Raw genomic sequence first — 20432 nt, 5'->3', positions numbered from 1 at the left:
TTCAAAATCCTATTAGCCTTTATCTGTTCTTATTTTACCACGAATACTACATTGATTAAAGAGTTGTAGTCCGCTGGACTTCCAATGATATCATACTCCATCATACCATTAGCATCAATCTCTACATTAGCGAACACCGTATTGTCAAAGAATGTCACATAGTAATAGAGTTCGTTTGATGCATAAGTAGGTAATGCAGCCGGGGCCTCATTAGCGCCACCTACATCACTTCTAACCATCGGACTTCCAAATTGCGCTGTATATTGGGCATAGAGATTAATCGTTTGATTCAAAATTGGTGTTCCAGAATATGCTGATACGTCTATGGCAATTGAAGGTGGGTAGAAAATACGACCAGCGGTGGCAGTAATTTTTCTAATATCGTTCATAGCGTCATTTACTGTTGCCTCGTCTGTTCCATCGCCATCTATGTCAATATCGGTCATCTCAAAAGATGCTCCTCCATCTGTTCCTACAATAAGTTCGTTATTGGTATTGGAAACACTTACTACATTGGCTGTTTCTGGTGTACCACCATCTTCGTCTGTATAGCTTATTACACCCGTGGTAGTATTTTGAGACAATGACGTCACTGTTTCATTAGGAACGTCGATCGTATAGGGGTCAAGGGCCGTTCCCGTACCGTTCACCGTCGTGTTAACACCGTCGTTGATCACCGTCTCGTCACCGTCGGCCGTGGGAAGGGTCACAGGCGTCGCATCACCCGTAAGGCTCAGCGTGTTGCCGCTTATCGTAAGGTCCTGGCTGTCCGTGTTGTCAAGGTACGGGCTCAGGTCCACCGTCGTCGCATCGTTGGTAAGGCTCAGCGTGTTCGTGGCCCCGTCAAGGGCAAGGTCCTGGTCGTCCGTGTTGGTATCAATTATTGCTGCTAAATCAACCAATGCAACAGAAAACGTATTTGTATCCGAATCTGTTATTACCAGATTTGTATTAGTCGCATCTATTCCAAATGATACAACTGTAGTATTAGTATCCGTTAACGTGTCACTCAAACTACTTAAATCTACATCTATACTTCCTCCATCTTCCAAAGTGAGTGTTAGTTCATTGGTAAGCCCATCCAATGTAAAACTTTGTAATTGTTGATTATCTGCTGATGTTAGTTCCCAGGAGTCCCCATCCCAGAAAAAAATAGTTCCTGTTGTGGTATTAACGTAAATATCTCCGGTATCGGCACCTGTTGGCGTAGTTGCTCCTGGAACATTTACTGCTGTTCCTTTCAATACTTCACAATTACATTGATCCTGTAGAGTGACCGTAGTCTGGGCAAATGCTATAGTGGAGAATAAAATAAAGGCAAGAAATATGATGTACTTCTTCATGGGGCTATTGTTTAGCAACATCGTATGTTGAGATATTTGGTGTATTTACTTGTTTAGTTGGGCATTGCCCTATTTGGGCATACTACATCCTTTAACAAAATTACCTATACCCTTAGGGGGTGAAAATATTTGTTGTGTACACCCCAAATCCTACTGTCTAAAGAGGAAATCTTGAGGTCATCCATCTTGTAAAGAGCTATTTTTTACTATGCTCTTGGTCGATAAAAGCACCAAAATCAAGGGTTAAGTGAGTATTCATTTTTTAATCTCACCGTGTTTTTTGTTAGGTTCCAAGGATTTAAATTGATGGAGAAAATCCTATTAAAAAGGACTTTAATTCTTAGGGATTACAACGAAGAAAAATGTTAAGAATACATCTTTTCAGAAAATGAGTCTCAGTTCTTTTTCACACGATATGTAATGCGACGATTTGTGATAACCCTCCCCACCCTAATGGTTAGCGTAGCCGAATTTGATATTAAATCCGGACAGCTACTAGTAGAATTCGACAAAACTACCCTAAAAAGATATCCGTTTTTGTCTACATCTGGAGAGTTTACAATCAAAGTAGCAGTTTGGGTTCCTGTATATTCTGTTCCATCTGAAATGTCCGAATAACTAACACCTCCGTTGGTACTAACTTGCCATTGGTAGGTATCCACATTTACCGCGGTAACTGAAAAAGTACCATTATTGCCAGCGATAACCGTTAGATTCGCAGGTTGTGTGTTTATTAAAAACTGAGAAACCGTAATTGTCTGCGTTACATCTGTTGTATTACCTGATGCATCTTCCACTCTATAGGTCCTTGTAATTGTTTCGGGATTGGTTCCACCGTCGCTTACATCACCTATAAATGTTACTGTTGGATTTGCAGTACAATTATCAGCTTCATCAGTAACGACCAATGGGTCCGCTACTGGGACATCCGAAGCACAGAATACTGCAACCGGTGCAGGGTTACTTGCCGTTGGATTTTCATCATCGGTTACCGTAATATCAAAACTATAAGTTGACGTATTACCAAATGCATCCGTTACTTCATACGTGTTTGTTGTGGTTCCCACAGGAAAGGCTCCACCGGTTGCAAATCCGGCAGTTTGAACCGCTTGAAGTGTAGCTGCTGGGCAGGCACCCGAACCTGATGTATCTGCCACTTTGAGTCCAGGAATCGTTAGGTCATCCAATCGAGCTCGATCAGATGCATTACTATTTGTTTCAAAATCGAATCTTACTCTATAATTCCCTGTAAGACCAATATCAATAATCTCAGTCTGAACGCTGTTGTCACTGTACACCTCATTAAAAATTACGGTTGCCACATCGGCCTCATCAACCAAAGAAACCGTGATTCTATTATTATTTCTGGCTTGGTCTATTCTATGGGTAAACGTGATTTGTCCATTTCCATTTAAATACACCAAAGGACTGATTAATCTTCTGGCCTCTGTAGAAATTAAATTACTGGTCCGCATACTAGTGCTACCAGAGATGGGGTTATTTGTAGATACGGTTGAACCCGCAAATTGCCAACATTCATTTATAAGGGCATTTCTATTTGGAACTTCAAAATCCTCAAAAACTGGGAAGGTTCCATCACCCATCGCGCAATTATCGCTTACGGTAGGTAGGGTATAGTTTACAACTGCCTCACAAACCCCAGAATCTGCAGAGACCGTAATATCCGAAGGTCCATTTATTGTCGGAGCTTCATTATCATTCACAGTAACCGTGAAGCTACAAGTGGATGAATTTCCAGAATCGTCCGTAGCTGTATAAACTACCGTTGTTACTCCGGGTAGAAAACTATCTCCTGGATTATAGTTATTATTTGTTAAGGTAACGCCTCCACAGTTATCATTTGCCGTAGGCGGAGTCCAAGTTACCACAGCTCCGCAAGTTCCACTATCCACATTTACGGAAATATTAGTAGGACAACCAGATATGACGGGTGCCGTTGTATCCTCAACCGTTAAGGTTACAGTATTTGAGATTTGAGTTCCACAGACATAACTTGAATTTGAAACCACAACTCTATATTGGTTACCGTTATCCGTAACGTTCGCCCCAGTGATAGCAAGTGTTGTAGTTGTTGTACCTCCATGAATACCTGAATCGGTCAAATCATCCCAAGTAGAACCGTTGAACAATTGCCATTGAAAAGCATCTGCATTTGATGCCGCAACCGTAAAAGAAGTATTTCCTGATGGGCAAATTGCACTATCTGTTGGTTGTGTTGTTATGGAAGCTGCCGTACCCGCCTCTAAAAAATCCAAAACAGTGTTGCTATCTCCATCAACCGGAGTTGTATATGAAGCGGCTGTCACAGTTCCGTCTCCGTTGACGGCAGGAGAACCAGAACCATATCTCCCATTATCATCCAAATCCGTATCGACATCACCGTAAGCTTCGTCAGCATCACCACAACCATCGCCATCGCTATCCGTATCCACACAATCCTGTAAACCATCCCCATCTGTGTCCATCTGAGACGCCCAAATGATAGCATTTACCAACAAGTCCTCACCTGCAGCATTAAATCCCCCTCCCCCATTGGAATGAGGTACTATAGCTCTCTTACCCGGTGCAGTACCCGTTTCCATGGCGTCTCCTAAATCCCAAATCACAACAGATCCTTCAAGACTGGCCGGATCTCTTCCTAAAACTGTTCCTGTAGTCAATCCATTTCCGAAATATTGCGCATCTCCAATATTATAGTTCCCCAAGGGTAGTCCACTTGTTATCGGATGTGAGTTATTCAATATTTCAACCTCGGTCGAAGTCCCGTTTCCTCCTGTTGAGGCACCAAGTATCTCATCATGTAAGGCTGGCTCACTTGTCACTACACCGTTGGAAGTAGTCGTCATGTTCATTACATTGGCATCAGCGTCCCCACTAAATACATCTTCATAAACAAATGTTACGGCAAAGTTGTTTGCATTTCCTCCAACATTATCATCTACCACAGTAACCGTATAACCTAAGGCCGTTAGCTTATTAATTGTATTTTGCTCTTCCGTTCCTGGGGTTCCATTCGTCACCCACAGTACTGTAAATGCATTTGGACATTCCACTGAATCCAAGATACCATCGTTATCATCATCCAAATCGGCCGAATCCACAATACCATCCCCATCAGAATCTACGGAAATCAGTAATGTGGCTTCATTTGAGGTGACTGCGGGACAAGAACCTGAAGAATTGGATACCAAAATTCTAAAAATGTAGTTGTCTTTTGCCAAGTCAACATTTAAAACGGTCAATATTTGGGTGTTAGTTCCTGAATATTCGGCTCCATCAGATATGTTGGAAAAGCCACCTCCACCATTCGTGCTTACCTGCCATTGATACGTATCCGAATTACTGGAACTCGTGGTGAAAGTTGCGTTGCTTCCAAGACTTACCGTTTGATCAGAAGGTTGTGTATTAATCGTTATAGGCGTTACGGTAATGGTTTGGGTGACATCCACCGTATTGCCAGCGTCATCTGTTACTCTATAGGTCCTAGTGATGATTTCTGGATTTGTTCCCCCATCACTAACATCACCAATAAAGGTGACAGCAGGATTAGCTGTACAATTATCTGCTTCATCCGTGATTATATTAATATCTGATGCGGGTACATCCGCAGAACAGAAAACGGTTACTGGCGAAGGATTACTTGCGGTAGGCGCTACGTTGTCTACAGTAACGGTAGTGACACCTGTTATGCTTAAAACCGGGTCTCCTACCGTACCTCCATACTCCACTACATATCCTTGAGGTTGATAGGGACCAGAACCAGCCCCTGTATTAGATAGATCATTCCAGGATCCTGGTGATGAAGTTACAGACGGATCCGTAATGTGAGCATAGTCTTCATTACCCGATTGATTTGGCTCGCCAGAGTTCCAAAATGCAAAATTAAAGGGTGGAGTCGTTGTACCTCCTGCTGTACCCGTCCAAAACGTAGTTCCAGCTTCCGGTCCAGTTACCCATTGCCAATCTCCTTCCGTTGCCGCATCACTAGCTCCAATCCATCCCACTCCTTGGGCCTGTGATCCAGAGAAATCCGCTTCAGCTTGTGATGTCAAAGTGGCTAGATAGCCTTGTAGACCAAAATACGTGCGTAAAGCAGCCGCATCTCTTGCATCAGTCCATGTAATACCAATATCCGGGACGAATTCATAGTAGTGCCCTGTTGGTGGTAAATAGTTTGCCGTACCCGGTGTAATGGAAAACTGTCGAGTTCCCGTTGGTGATGGATTACTACTAGAAAATTCTACACCAAGGATTGCCGCTTCAAATTCGGGAAAAGTAGCGGGCCCCTGAAGTGTAAGCTCGCCTTCCGTAGCATCCCATGTCCCAGTTATATTTGGATGGGTTCCAGTAAGAGTCAATAAATCCTCTCCATTTACATAACCTGATGATATTTGGATATATATCGCATCAATTGTGGCATCATCAGGGTCTGTTAGACTTACTGTTTCTGCAATACCTAAAGAACCTCCAGGGCAATACACTTGGTTCCCCGTAATCGTTAACACCGGTGGCTGATCTAATGTTGGCACAATAGATTCATTTAAATCATCTGCTGTGGCATTGCTGTCTGTTTGATCAGCGTTTACGGCAGTAATAGTGTTCGTTATGGTAGAACTATTTGTGCCCCAATTTACATTTGCTGTGATATTTAGTGTGGCCGTTGAACCATTGTTTAGATTGCCTATCGTCCAAACTCCAGTTCCTGAAACATAGGAACCATCATCACTAACGTAAGTAACCCCAGCAGGTAAAACATCCGTAATACTCAAATTGGTAGCGTTTCCAGGACCATTGTTGGTTACGGATAGGGTATAAACAATATCAGTACCCTCTTTGGGTGTATTGTCATCTACCGTCTTTGTAACAGCCAAATCGGTACTTGCCGATGTACATACACTTATTGAGAAGCTGTTTAATGTCCCTGTGTCGCCACTGAAATCATCAAATATGGAAAGAGTCCAGGTACCATTGGGATTTTCACCATCGAAATCAGAGAGATTACCTTCTGGTCTATAAATGCCATCAAATGGGGCAGTTCCTGCAGTTACCGCCGTTGCGCCAGCGTCGTCAAAAATCGTGTTGGTATAATCATCACCACTGCCGCCGTTATCGCTAGAAAGCAATACTGTGGTCCCCGATGGACTCGTCAGGCTAATATCCAAATCTTCATCCCAAGTATGCGTAATGTCCAGGGTCACATAGACATCTGTAATGGTTCCCGCACCAAAACCACTTAAATTTGAGTTTAAGGTCGTTAAATCACTTATAGTAGAACCTGGTGAGGATGTAATCGTGTTACAGGTAGTATTCAAAGGGTCACCTTGGACTCTAATATTATCTATCTCGTATAATTCAGAACCTCCGGTATTATAAAAGGTTATCCTGAACTCCAAGGTACTTCCTGACAGCCCAGTTACAGAATAAGAAGATTGTATAGGGTCGGATGGAGAATTATCTCCGGAGGCGTTTTCAATCTCAATGTAAGTACCTCCGTCAATTCGATATTCTATCTGAAATACGTCTTGACCAAAATCCAAAGTTCCTCCTTGACCGACGTCCAAACTAAATGAAACATTGGAATAACCTGCTATATTGATGGTATTCGTAGTCCAACGTGCAGTAGTATTGTCTGTATTCTGTCCTCTCAGGACTTGTGTGCCGCCAGAAGTACGAACATCCACATCCCCATCATTGGTAGACCAAGTAGCTGTGCTAATACCTTCTCCTGACCCTGTCTGATTCCCGGTGCTGTTATCTTCGAAGTTTTCCAACCAAATGGTAGTCTGCCCAGAGCATAGCAAAGTGCCAAAAAAAAGGAAGAATACTAAAAGATTTCTTTTGCTTGGTGAATTCATCTATGGATTTTAGCACGAAAACTTCCTCCATAGCAACGAAAGTCTTCTTATGGATGCTAAAAATAGAAGGGTATTAGGGTGTAGCCCAAAAAATGTTGTATAAGCTCCAATTTGGAATATGTAGCCTACTAAAATCGAAGTAAGTCAAAGAAAAAAGCCAAAAAAAACACGCTCCGTTTATCGATGAAGCTGCCATTTTATTGGACGTAATAGACCAACTGTTACTCAAAAATTATGAACTCGGAACGTCTGTTCAATTGATGCTTATCTCTGGAACATTGTACTCCATTCTCGCATTCATTGACCAGTCTGGTTTCTCCATATCCTACCCCTTCCAACCGATCTGGTGAAATCCCTTTGGAAATCATATAATCTACCGTAGATTCAGCTCGTTTTTTGGATAACCAAAGGTTGTAGGCGTCGTTCCCTCTACTATCTGTATGTGAATTGACTTGTATCTTTAGACTAGGATACTTTTCCATGGCAACAATCACCTTTTGAATCTCAATCTCCGCATCTGGTCTAATATTGAACTTATTCAAATCAAAATAAATGGTACTCAGCTGCAAAAGTTTGGCCAAATCATCCCCAAAACCTCCGGTAACAACATCCCTCTCCAAGTAAAAATCAACTATTCTTGGTTTTCCATAGGATTTAGTCAGGTATTCTTCGGCGGGTACGTAACCATCCCTTGATGCTCTTACAAAATTTCCTTTTGAGCAATCCAATTGAAGCACATAGTTCCCTTTTGAATCAGTTATAGTAGAAGTCAACTCTCGGTTCTCTTCATCAATAAGTTTTACGGTTGCACCTGCCAAAATTTCATTTGAAATTCGATCTCGTACAGTTCCCGTAACTTCTTGGATACAGTCCAAAACCAACGGCTTGGTCTCAAAGAAGTGGTAAATATCATCCTCGCCCATGCCTCCTTCCCTGTTAGAAGAAAAGTACCCTTCCTTTTCTTCATTATTTATGATAAAAGCAAAATCATCTGTTGGTCCGTTAATAGGTCTTCCAACGTTTACAATTGGCTGATCATATTCATCAAAAGCAATTTTAGTTGCAAAAATGTCCAAACCTCCAAGGCCAGAATGTCCATCCGAAGAGAAGTACAACACACCATCCTTAGTGATGAATGGGAAGGTTTCTCTAGCTCCGGTGTTGATGTTTTTTCCTAAGTTGACAATGGGCCCATATGTACCATCACCAATTATCTCTGTCATGAAAATATCCGATTCTCCATATGACCCTGGCATGTCTGAAACAAAGTACAGTCTCTTTTCATCGGGACTTAGAACAGGGTGAGCGATAGAATACGAATTGTTATTAAAAGGTAGTTCGACAATATTTGTCCACTCCCCATCAATGTATTCGGCACTATATATCTTCAGTCGAATTACTCCTTTTTCATCTTTGTACTTCTTTCCGTCCAGAAAGTTATTTCTTGTGAAGTACATCACTGAGCCATCTTTAGTCACCACCGATGTGGATTCATGCAACCTGGTATTAACATCTCCTTCAAGTTTGACAACATTGTCATTTGAGATACTATCAGCATTTACCTTGTATAAATCCAAAAAGTCTCGAGAGTTCCATGTATGCCTATACCGTGCCAGATTTCCGGTATCCCTATCGGAAGCGAAAATCAATCCCTTTTCGTAATACGAAGCTGCGAAATCCGTGTACTTACTATTATATTTGAAAGGTGCAATATCGTATCTTCCAGAATTTGCTTCAATCTTATCCAAGTAGTCTTCATCAAAATCAACTTCTAAAGATGATGCCATTTGTTTGAATTTAGCCATCACCTTGGCCGATTCATCATAATCACCCAGTGTTTTTAGAGATTGTGCATACCTAAAGAAAAAATCCGCTTCAGTATCTTCGGGAAAGGTTTCTATCAGCTTTTTATAAACATTTGCAGCCTCCTCATACTTAGCATTGAAATAGTAGGAGTTGGCCAGACGCTTCAACAAATCAGGTGAGGAATAGCCTTTGTCCAACACCTTTTTATAAATGTCAATTGCCGGACTAAAGGAATACTCGTCATATCGTTCATCAGCCTTTGCTTTTACCCGAGCCTGTAACTTGTCTTCAATTTCCTCTTCTTGTGCAGTAAGCTGCACTGAGCTTCCAACCAATACAAAAAGAATTAAGAATACTCTTTTTATCATATCCCGGTTTTAAAAGAATCTTGGAGAAACGGTTCTTTGGAATGCTTTCAGCAGTTCCAATCGTAAAAACACTTCAAACGATCCATCATTAAACTGCGTTCCACCCAGCTCGGTTGTTTCCCGGTCATAGGCCAGTCCCAGCATAATCTGGTCCGTGATTTGAAATCCAGCCAAAGCGCTAACCGCAGCATCCCATCTATATGCAGCTCCAAAACTAAAACGATCGGCAAACAAGAAGTTAGCTGACATATCTACTTGCAAAGGAGCTCCCCCCACAGCTTTAGTTAACAAAGCAGGTTTGAATTTCAATTGACTATTCAAGTCAAATACATATCCAGTGATAAAGTAAAAGTTAATTCGCTCTGTAGCCAAAAAATTCACTGAGTTTGAATCTCCTGCACTATTATCAAAGAACTCAGTTTCCAAAATATTTGGAGCAGATAGACCCGCATAAAACCTATCCGTATGATAATAAACACCCAAACCAAAGTTTGGAGAAAACTGATTATCAATGTTTTCTTGACTTACTACTTCCTGATCAAAATTACGAAGACCATTAAAGTCCAAGCTAAGCATATTTCCACCTGCTTTTAATCCGAAAGAAAGCTTGGCATCCAAAGAAACATCAATTGTATAAGATAACACGGCATCTAGATAGGTTTCTTGAACCACACCATCACCAATATTATCATTTACTATTGAGATTCCATAACCCAGTCTACTGTTTCGGATAGGTGAGTGAAGGTTTACCGTAAAGGTTTCTGGAGCACCTTCCAGCCCAACCCATTGGGAACGATACAAACCAGCGAAACTTAACTGTCCCCTTGAACCAGCATAAGCCGGATTAACACTCAAGGTATTAAACATATACTGGGTGTATTGGGCATCTTGTTGTGCAAAAACCGAGTTTAAGGTTATCGCAAGAAACGAGAGAAGGACCCAAAAATATCTTCTATTCATGCTATATCAAGTAAGTTATTGGCTTATGTATAAGAATTCGGAATCTGTGAATCTGCCTTCATCGGTTTCGTATTCAAAGATATAAAAATATACCCCTGAGGGTAGAAAATCGTTGACACTCAATGTAGATCTTCCCCTTGATCGTCCATCAAATACATTGTTCACATTATTGTAATTTTCACCATCATAGACTTTTACACCCCATCTGTTGAAGATTTGAAGCGTGCTGCTTCGTACCAATTCCAATCCTCTGATAAATAAGAAGTCATTTCTACCATCTCCATTTGGCGTCACCAATTGGTTGACTTCCACTTCCTGTGTAGGAGGTCCAGGATTGTTATCGGGATCAAGGTAGTCGGGGGTGCCGTCACCATCGGTGTCGTCATCGGTAGGGTCGCCGTCCTCGTCCGCGTCCTCGTCCGGGGTGTCGATACCGTCGCCGTCATCGTCGAAGTCCCTATAGTTCACGTCCTCCGTGCCGTCCGTGTCAGGAAGGTCGTTCGCAGGGTCGTCTATCTCGTCGTTCACATCGTAGCCGTCGTTCACGTCACTGCCCTCATAGCCGTCATCGAGACCGTCGTTGTCCGTATCGGTGCCCGTGAACTGCTGGTCCGGAACGCCGTCGAAGTTGAAGTCGTTGCCCTCGTTGTTGTCCGCAACTAGGTCGTTGTCAGAGTCGTCGTCCAGATAGTCCGGCTCGTCCTCGCCGTCCGTGTTCTCAGGGGTGAGGCCCTCGTCCCCACTGCCCTCGTAGGCATTGTCCAGACCGTCATTGTCGTCGTCCTGGCCCGTGGGAGGGACATAGCCATTGGTCGGCTGCGCCTCAACGTTGTCCGGGATGCCATCATCGTCACTGTCGATGTCAAGGCTGTCCGGACGGCCGTCACCGTCACTGTCACCTAGCGGCTCCTCAACCACATCCAGTATACCGTCGTTGTCATCGTCGATGTCAACAACATCGGGAACACCGTCCCCGTCCGTGTCCGGACCGTTGTCGGGATCAAGGTAGTCGGGGGTGCCGTCACCATCGGTGTCGTCATCGGTAGGGTCGCCGTCCTCGTCCGCGTCCTCGTCCGGGGTGTCGATACCGTCGCCGTCATCGTCGAAGTCCCTATAGTTCACGTCCTCCGTGCCGTCCGTGTCAGGAAGGTCGTTCGCAGGGTCGTCTATCTCGTCGTTCACATCGTAGCCGTCGTTCACGTCACTGCCCTCATAGCCGTCATCGAGACCGTCGTTGTCCGTATCGGTGCCCGTGAACTGCTGGTCCGGAACGCCGTCGAAGTTGAAGTCGTTGCCCTCGTTGTTGTCCGCAACTAGGTCGTTGTCAGAGTCGTCGTCCAGATAGTCCGGCTCGTCCTCGCCGTCCGTGTTCTCAGGGGTGAGGCCCTCGTCCCCACTGCCCTCGTAGGCATTGTCCAGACCGTCATTGTCGTCGTCCTGGCCCGTGGGAGGGACATAGCCATTGGTCGGCTGCGCCTCAACGTTGTCCGGGATGCCATCATCGTCACTGTCGATGTCAAGGCTGTCCGGACGGCCGTCACCGTCACTGTCTTGGCATAGACCAGGAGCAATCCTAATCTCAATAAAATTGGTAATTGCCTTATTCGTTGTGAAAAACTCTATACTTGATGCAAATGAAACAGATTGCCAAACAAAATCCTCACTATTGGAACCAGAAGCAGTAACCGAAAAAACGTTGTCATTTTCTTCAACAATTACGTTTTCTGGATTACCTATGAATTCATAATGTGCATTATCCAGAGCTACAATTCCATCAGAACGCCCAACACTTAGACCTCTGGAGTGGGAGGGTTTTATTCTAACCGGAACTGTCCCAGTAAAATCAAATCGAATTGGATTATCCTTATCTATGGAAAAAGAACCCGAATCGGAAGTCATACCATTTGTTACACTGACCAGTATGCTTCCAGCCGGAAGATTGAACTTTGAACTTATATCCAGATTTGTTACAGATAAATCTGAAGCATTATTTGGAAAACCTAAATCGGCTGGTCGTATACGTTCAAAATCCAAAGAACCACATTCCACCGTGTCCAAAATACCATCATTGTCGTCATCCAAATCCACCAAATCAATAACACCGTCCCCGTCAGTATCAGGACCGGCCATGTCCGGGTCGTCTTCACCGGGACCTTGGCAATCAAAAAGAAAACTGAAGTCTATTTCCCATCGTTCTTCGTCTCCTTCTGGACCTATCCAAACCCAAGCCGAAAGACCTTCTGCTTCATTTTCTGAATGATACAATGCTCCACCAGGGCCAATTTGAACCCCATAGTTTCCCGATGCACCAAGGCCTGTTCGATTAGAAACTTTTAATACACCTTCATAACCACAATCTGAACCTAAAAGTGATATGAAACTTTTACTTTCATCAATCAAATAGTAGGTTTGATTCTCAGCCAAAGCTCCAGAACAACCCCCACCTTTAAAATCACCACCATTAGCGCTCCAAGCTCCCCAATCTTTCTTTCCTTCCAATACAACATATACTTCGGCCACACAATTTCCTAATTGGGTGGTTCCAGAAATAAGACCAGTACCATCTGCAAAGGATTCAAAGTATAAGGATACATTATCGCTAGAATCAAATAATCCATTTTTCAACCCCAAAAGGTGATTTTTGTTGGGATTCCCACAATGGTCGGTATTCAGGATTTTACATTTTGTGCTAGTTTGGCTATGAGTACTTACCTTGTCCTGTTTATCAGCACTAGTTTCATTTATACCGAAAGAGCTTAAAGAAACAAATAGTGGTATTAAAAAAAATGTAGCAACAAAAGCTTTAATTCCTTTTATAACAGAAGAAATGGTTTCCATAAATGACAGTTTTGGTCAACTAATCACCATGGCGGGAGGCTAAACTTAAGAATAAGAATTGGGGCATTCCACTCCTAAAACTGCGGTTTTGCGTAGGTTTCTACGAACCGAATGACATAATTAAAGCATTTGAGAGTTTTCACCTACTTTAATCGATAAAGTGCCATTTACACAATATTACCAACCACATATATGGATACGTATCCAATCTTAATTTGGATTTTTGAAGTCGAAATTGAGTTTGTTTACGAAATGGAAAAGTACCCCACTTTTTCCTAAAAATGGGATTTTGAATTGTTTTTTTTCTTCATTCTTTCAACAGTTTTCAAACCGTTGTTTTTCTGCGACAATAGATTCAATTATCTTATTTTTGCCGAAATTTTTTACATGGATTTTGGCACTGAAATAGAACGAAGACGGACTTTTGGAATTATATCCCACCCCGATGCCGGGAAAACCACACTAACCGAAAAATTGTTATTGTTCGGTGGTGCTATCCAAGAAGCCGGTGCGGTGAAGAACAACAAAATCAAAAAGTCCGCAACCAGTGATTTTATGGAAATAGAACGACAACGTGGTATTTCCGTAGCAACTTCTGTGCTTGCCTTTATTTATAAAGACAAAAAAATCAATATCCTGGATACACCCGGACACAAAGACTTTGCGGAAGATACATTCAGAACCTTAACCGCAGTGGATAGCGTTATTGTAGTCATTGATGTAGCCAAAGGTGTGGAGGAACAAACCGAAAAACTTGTTCAGGTATGCAGAATGCGCAATATTCCCATGATTGTCTTTATTAACAAGCTTGATCGCGAGGGAAAGGACGCGTTTGATTTATTGGACGAAGTAGAGCAGAAACTTGGTCTTTCCGTGACACCGTTAAGTTTCCCCATTGGAATGGGTTATGATTTTAAGGGTATCTACAACATCTTTGAAAAGAACATCAACCTATTTAGCGGAAATAGCAAACAGAATATTGAAGAAACCATAGCATTTGATGATTTAGAAAGTTCTGAACTTGAAAATATAATTGGTGAGTCCGCAGCTTCAGAGCTCAGGGACAATCTTGAATTGGTCAGTGGTGTTTATCCTACATTTAATCAAGAGGCCTACTTGAAAGGAGAGCAACAACCTGTTTTCTTTGGTTCTGCTTTGAACAATTTTGGGGTGCGAGAATTATTGGATTGTTTTATCCAAATAGCTCCATCACCAAGAGCCAAAATGGCCGAAGAGCGACTCGTAGAAGCTTCAGAAAATGATTTCTCCGGTTTTGTTTTTAAAATACATGCCAATATGGACCCTAAGCACCGGGATAGACTTGCTTTCATCAAGGTGGTTTCCGGAACTTTTGAAAGAAACAAGCCCTATCTGCATGTTAGGCATGACAAAAAATTGAAATTCTCCAGTCCAAATGCCTTTTTTGCTGAAAAGAAAGAGATTGTTGATGTTTCGTACCCTGGTGATATTGTAGGATTACATGATACCGGGAATTTTAAGATTGGGGACACTTTAACCAGCGGAGAAAAACTGAATTATAGAGGCATACCCAGTTTTTCACCCGAGCATTTTCGCTATATTAACAATGCGGACCCCATGAAGGCAAAACAACTTAACAAGGGAATAGACCAGCTTATGGACGAAGGTGTTGCTCAGTTGTTTACTTTGGAACTAAATGGGCGAAAAGTAATTGGCACTGTGGGGGCCTTACAATATGAAGTGATTCAATATCGATTAGAGCATGAATATGGGGCTAAATGTACTTATGAGAACTTTCCGGTATACAAAGCCTGTTGGGTAGATCCCGAAGATGAATCTAATGAGGAATTCAAGGAATTCAAGCGAATCAAACAAAAGTTTTTGGCTAAAGACAAACGAGGACAACTGGTCTTTTTAGCAGATTCCCCATTTTCATTACAGATGACACAACAAAAGTATCCTTCCGTTCAACTTAGATTTACTTCGGAAAAAGAATCCAACTAAACTACTCTTTGCTATTTAATATTGATTTTGGTCCAAGACTGTGATGTCACATTTTTTGTAACTTCCTCAGCGTAAACCAATAAAAATCAATATTATGACAAACTCCGCAAAGCCGCCCATATGGTTTTGGGTGGTAAGTATTGTTGCCCTTTTATGGAATGCCATGGGGGTCTTTAACTATTTGAATCAAGCTTACAATAAAGAAGCGATGTTGGAAGGGCTAGAGCAAGCCCAACGTGAAGTATTCGAGGGAATTCCTGCATGGGCCACTGCTGCTTTTGCTATTGCTGTTTTTTCTGGAATTTTGGGTTCAATTGCACTGCTAATTCGTAAAAAATGGGCAAAACCGCTTTTTACGATTTCTTTAATTGCAGCCGTTGCACAATTTGTGAACTGGTTATTTCTTTCCAACACAGTTGAAGCTTTCGGTCCCAGTGCTTATGTAATGCCTCTTATTGTAGTTATTATTGGATTTTACCTCATCTTCTTCTCCAAAAAAGGAATTCAAAAAGGTTGGCTGAGTTAAATCGAATTTCTATAATCAAAAATGCCTGAACAAATGTTCAGGCTTTTTCTATGCTTCTCCGGTGGGTCCAAAATTCAATGGAATGGGAGGTTGCTCATAATCCTTGATTGTCCCATGGGCCTTTTCAAAGCGAGCGACATTATCATTTAAAGCTTTAAGAAACTTTTTAGCATGTTGTGGTGTGAGTACGATTCTACTTTTCACCTTTGCCTTGGGTGCTCCAGGCATCATACTTATAAAATCAACTACAAATTCAGAGACGGAGTGATTGATAATCGCCAAATTGGAGTAGATTCCCTCGGCTGTTTTTTCGTCCAGCTCTATATTGATTTGTTTCTGATTTTGATTCTGATTGTTATCAGCCATCTTATTTTTAATTTAAAGTAAAAAAGAAAACCCTGACCGATTGGTCAGGGTTTGTATTGATTTAGAATTTGAATTCCTCTTTTCGGGCCATGATTTCATCGTACTCTTCTTTAGAGCCTACAATAATGCTATCATAATCCCTCATACCTGTACCTGCTGGAATCTTATGTCCAACAATTACATTCTCCTTCAATCCTTCCAATGTATCCACTTTACCATTTACTGCTGCTTCGTTCAATACTTTGGTTGTCTCTTGGAAAGAGGCCGCAGAAATGAATGATTTAGTCTGAAGTGAGGCACGTGTAATACCTTGAAGTATAGGAGTTGCCGTTGCAGCAACCGCATCTCTGGCTGTAACCAAGTTCTTGTCCTCTCTACGCAAAATGGAATTTTCATCCCTTAATTCTCGAGCAGTAACAATCTGTCCTGGTTTTAGGTTCTCAGATTCTCCAGCATCCTCAATGACTTTTTTACCGAAAATCTCATCATTTTCGCGAATGAAATCATCTTTGTGTACCAATTGGTTCTCCAAGAAGGTAGTGTCCCCTGAATCTTCAATTCGTACTTTACGCATCATTTGACGTACAACTACCTCAAAGTGCTTATCATTGATTTTCACCCCTTGTAAACGATATACTTCCTGTACTTCGTTCACCAAGTACTGCTGTACCGCAGAAGGTCCTTTGATAGCTAAGATATCCTCAGGAGTGATAGACCCATCGGATAATGGCATACCGGCACGTACATAGTCGTTTTCCTGTACCAAAATCTGATTGGAAAGCTTCACTAGATACTTTTTGATTTCACCAGTTTTGGATTCGATGATAATCTCACGGTTACCTCTCTTGATTTTTCCGAAGGAAACCACACCATCAATCTCAGATACAACAGCAGGGTTGGAAGGGTTACGTGCTTCGAAAAGTTCGGTAACTCTTGGAAGACCTCCGGTAATATCACCTGCTTTTGCAGATTTACGTGGAATTTTCACCAAGATTTTTCCTTCTTTAATCTTTTCTCCATCATCTACCATGATATGAGAACCAACTGGTAAGTTATAAGAACGCAATGTCTCTCCTTTACCATCTTTAATCAATAGCGTTGGGATGAGTTTCTTGTTTCTTGATTCAGAAATCACTTTTTCTTGGAAACCGGTCTGCTCATCTATCTCTACCTGATACGTAACGCCTTGCTCAATGTTTTCATAAGCAATTTGTCCTGTAAACTCAGATACGATTACCCCGTTATAAGGATCCCACTGGCAAATAACATCACCACTCTTAATCTTGGCTCCGTTCTTTACGAAAAGCTGGGAACCGTAAGGAATGTTATTTGTACTCAATGTGATTCCTGTGTTGGTATCCACAACTTTAATCTCAGAAGTACGGGAAATAACGATGTTGGCTTTTTCGCCTTCACTGTTCTCTCCAACAACAGTTCTCAAATCTTCAATTTCGGCTACACCATCAAACTTAGCTTCCAACTTGTTATCCTCAGAGATGTTACCAGCAATACCACCCACGTGGAATGTTCTCAATGTCAACTGTGTACCAGGTTCTCCAATAGACTGGGCTGCTACTACACCAACTGCCTCACCTCGCTGAACCATTTTATTGGTGGCTAGGTTTCTACCGTAACACTTGGCACAAATTCCCTTAGGCGCCTCACAAGTCAATGCGGAACGTACTTCAATTTTCTCAATTGGCGCAGCATTCACTTTTTTGACATCTGCTTCAGATATTTCTTGACCTGCCTTAAGAATTAATTCCTCAGTAAGTGGATTGTAAACATCATGCAATGAAACTCTACCTAAGATTCTTTCGCCAAGGGTCTCTACAACTTCTTCGTTCTTCTTAAGAGCTTCTACTTCAATTCCACGTAGCGTACCACAATCTTCGATATTGATGATTACGTCTTGTGAAACGTCAACCAAACGACGTGTCAAATATCCGGCATCCGCAGTTTTCAAAGCGGTATCCGCTAGACCTTTACGCGCACCGTGAGTTGAAATAAAATATTCCAAAATCGATAGTCCTTCCTTAAAGTTGGAAAGAATCGGGTTTTCTATAATCTCACCACCGCCAGCAGTCGATTTTTTCGGCTTTGCCATCAATCCACGCATACCGGTCAACTGACGAATCTGCTCTTTGGAACCCCTCGCACCTGAATCCAACATCATGTATACCGAGTTGAATCCCTGCTGATCTTCACGAATTCGCTTCATAGCCAATTCGGTCAACATCGCATTGGTAGACGTCCAAACGTCAATCACCTGATTGTATCGTTCGTTGTTGGTGATAAGACCCATGTTATAGTTCATCATAATACCATCTACCTGACCGTTTGCATCAGCAATCATCTCATGCTTTTCGGCTGGAATGATGATATCTCCTAAACTAAAGGACAATCCACCTTTAAAGGCGAATTCGTATCCCATGGTTTTAATCTTATCCAAGAACTCAGCAGTAGCAGGAACATCGGTTACTGCCAAAATATCACCAATGATATTTCTCAGTGCTTTCTTATTAAGAACCTGGTTGATGTAACCTGCTTGTTCAGGTACTACACTGTTAAACAATACCCTACCTGTAGTGGTTTCGATGATTTGAGGAACTAACTCTCCTTCTTCATTGAAATCTTTAACACGAACCTTGATACCTGCGTTCAAGTCAACTTTGCCTTCATTGAAAGCAATAACTACCTCTTCATCTGAATAGAAGGTCAATCCTTCACCTTTAATAGGCACTTCTGGAGTAGACTTTCTTTCCTTGGTCATGTAGTATAGACCCAAAACCATATCCTGCGAAGGAACGGTAATTGGTGAACCATTTGCCGGGTTCAGGATGTTCTGAGAAGCCAACATCAACAATTGTGCTTCCAAAATAGCTTCTGGCCCCAACGGAAGGTGAACGGCCATCTGATCCCCATCAAAATCCGCGTTAAATGCGGTACATGCCAATGGGTGTAGACGAATTGCTTTACCTTCTATCAGTTTAGGTTGGAACGCCTGGATTCCCAAACGGTGCAATGTGGGGGCACGGTTCAATAGTACCGGGTGTCCCTTAAGCACATTTTCCAAGATATCCCAAACCACGGGTTCTTTCTTGTCGATTATCTTTTTGGCAGACTTAACTGTTTTTACAATACCTCTTTCAATCAACTTACGGATTACAAAAGGCTTGTACAGCTCAGCTGCCATATCTTTTGGAAGACCACACTCATACAACTTCATTTCCGGTCCGACAACAATTACGGAACGAGCGGAGTAGTCCACACGCTTACCGAGCAAGTTTTGACGGAAACGACCTTGCTTCCCTTTCAAGGAATCAGAAAGTGATTTAAGGGGTCTGTTAGATTCTGTTTTTACCGCAGAAGCTTTTCTTGTGTTATCGAAAAGTGAATCCACAGCTTCTTGAAGCATCCTTTTTTCGTTACGAAGGATTACTTCAGGAGCTTTAATTTCCATCAATCGCTTCAAACGATTGTTACGGATAATTACCCTACGGTATAAATCATTCAAATCTGAAGTAGCGAAACGACCACCATCCAAAGGAACCAATGGACGTAATTCTGGTGGAATTACCGGAATCACTTTCATGATCATCCATTCTGGAAGGTTTTCACGATTGTCTTGCGACTCACGGAAAGCTTCAACTACTTGAAGTCGCTTTAAAGCTTCAGTTTTACGTTGCTTTGAAGTCTCTGTATTGGCTTTGTGTCTCAATTCATAAGACAACTGTTCCAAGTCAATTCTACCCAACAAATCAATAAGACACTCTGCACCCATTTTAGCGATGAACTTGTTAGGGTCAGTGTCTTCCAAATATTGATTTTCGGAAGGAATAGATTCCAAAATATTCAAGTACTCCTCTTCGGTCAAGAAATCCATTTTGTTGATTTCCTCACCTTCTGGGCCTTTGGCTATACCTGGCTGGATGACTACATATCTTTCATAATAGATAATCATATCCAACTTCTTGGAAGGTAATCCCAAAAGGTATCCTATTTTATTAGGAAGCGACCGGAAATACCAAATGTGCGCCACTGGCACAACCAAATTAATATGTCCAACACGGTCCCTACGTACCTTCTTCTCAGTTACTTCCACACCACAACGGTCACATACAATACCGCGGTAACGGATACGCTTATACTTACCACAAGCACATTCGTAATCCTTTACAGGACCGAAGATACGCTCGCAGAACAATCCATCACGCTCAGGTTTGTGCGTTCTGTAGTTAATGGTCTCAGGTTTCAAAACCTCTCCACGGGACTCTGCCAAAATGGACTCTGGGGAAGCCAATCCGATGGAAATTTTATCAAACCTTTTTGGTACGTTGTTATCTTTTAATCTAGCCATAATGCT

The 20432-nt window shown here is 42.1% G+C and carries 9 protein-coding genes; 2 read left to right on the top strand and 7 right to left on the bottom strand.

Annotated elements, in window-relative coordinates; translation table 11 throughout:
* Nucleotides 1-29 precede the first annotated feature (29 nt).
* The 5 genes from CLV81_RS19950 to CLV81_RS19930 form a co-directional block, all read right to left on the bottom strand.
* The gene (locus CLV81_RS19950) at nucleotides 30-1343 is read right to left on the bottom strand and encodes a hypothetical protein (protein WP_106147936.1); all 1314 of its coding nucleotides are present in this window, start codon (nucleotides 1341-1343) and stop codon (nucleotides 30-32) included.
* A 395-nt stretch (nucleotides 1344-1738) separates the two neighbouring features.
* Nucleotides 1739-7219, bottom strand: coding sequence for an HYR domain-containing protein (locus CLV81_RS19945; protein WP_106147934.1), 5481 nt, complete (start codon nucleotides 7217-7219; stop codon nucleotides 1739-1741).
* Between the two features lie 221 nt (nucleotides 7220-7440).
* Complete coding sequence (locus tag CLV81_RS19940; RefSeq protein ID WP_106147932.1) at nucleotides 7441-9393, bottom strand: OmpA family protein; 1953 nt, start codon at nucleotides 9391-9393, stop codon at nucleotides 7441-7443.
* Nucleotides 9394-9402: 9 nt separating this feature from the next.
* Nucleotides 9403-10353 (bottom strand): PorP/SprF family type IX secretion system membrane protein, encoded by a 951-nt coding sequence (locus CLV81_RS19935; RefSeq protein WP_106147930.1) that lies wholly within the window; start codon nucleotides 10351-10353, stop codon nucleotides 9403-9405.
* A 15-nt stretch (nucleotides 10354-10368) separates the two neighbouring features.
* The gene (locus CLV81_RS19930; RefSeq protein WP_106147929.1) at nucleotides 10369-13191 is read right to left on the bottom strand and encodes a gliding motility-associated C-terminal domain-containing protein; all 2823 of its coding nucleotides are present in this window, start codon (nucleotides 13189-13191) and stop codon (nucleotides 10369-10371) included.
* Between the two features lie 387 nt (nucleotides 13192-13578).
* On the opposite strand from CLV81_RS19930, the gene CLV81_RS19925 reads away from it, so the two are divergent.
* Nucleotides 13579-15174: a peptide chain release factor 3 gene (locus CLV81_RS19925; RefSeq protein ID WP_106148109.1), complete on the top strand. Its 1596-nt coding sequence runs from the start codon at nucleotides 13579-13581 to the stop codon at nucleotides 15172-15174.
* Between the two features lie 94 nt (nucleotides 15175-15268).
* Nucleotides 15269-15700: a hypothetical protein gene (locus CLV81_RS19920; RefSeq protein ID WP_106147927.1), complete on the top strand. Its 432-nt coding sequence runs from the start codon at nucleotides 15269-15271 to the stop codon at nucleotides 15698-15700.
* A 48-nt stretch (nucleotides 15701-15748) separates the two neighbouring features.
* On the opposite strand, the gene CLV81_RS19915 is transcribed toward CLV81_RS19920, so the two are convergent.
* Entirely contained in the window at nucleotides 15749-16066 is a 318-nt protein-coding gene (locus tag CLV81_RS19915) for a DUF3467 domain-containing protein (protein ID WP_106147925.1), read from the bottom strand.
* Nucleotides 16067-16127: 61 nt separating this feature from the next.
* Nucleotides 16128-20426, bottom strand: a complete 4299-nt coding sequence (gene rpoC, locus CLV81_RS19910; protein ID WP_106147924.1) for a DNA-directed RNA polymerase subunit beta' — start codon at nucleotides 20424-20426, stop codon at nucleotides 16128-16130.
* Nucleotides 20427-20432 lie beyond the last annotated feature (6 nt).

This window comes from Flagellimonas meridianipacifica (assembly GCF_003001695.1).
Lineage (GTDB): Bacteria > Bacteroidota > Bacteroidia > Flavobacteriales > Flavobacteriaceae > Flagellimonas > Flagellimonas meridianipacifica.
This window is presented reverse-complemented; position numbering and strand designations above follow the sequence as displayed.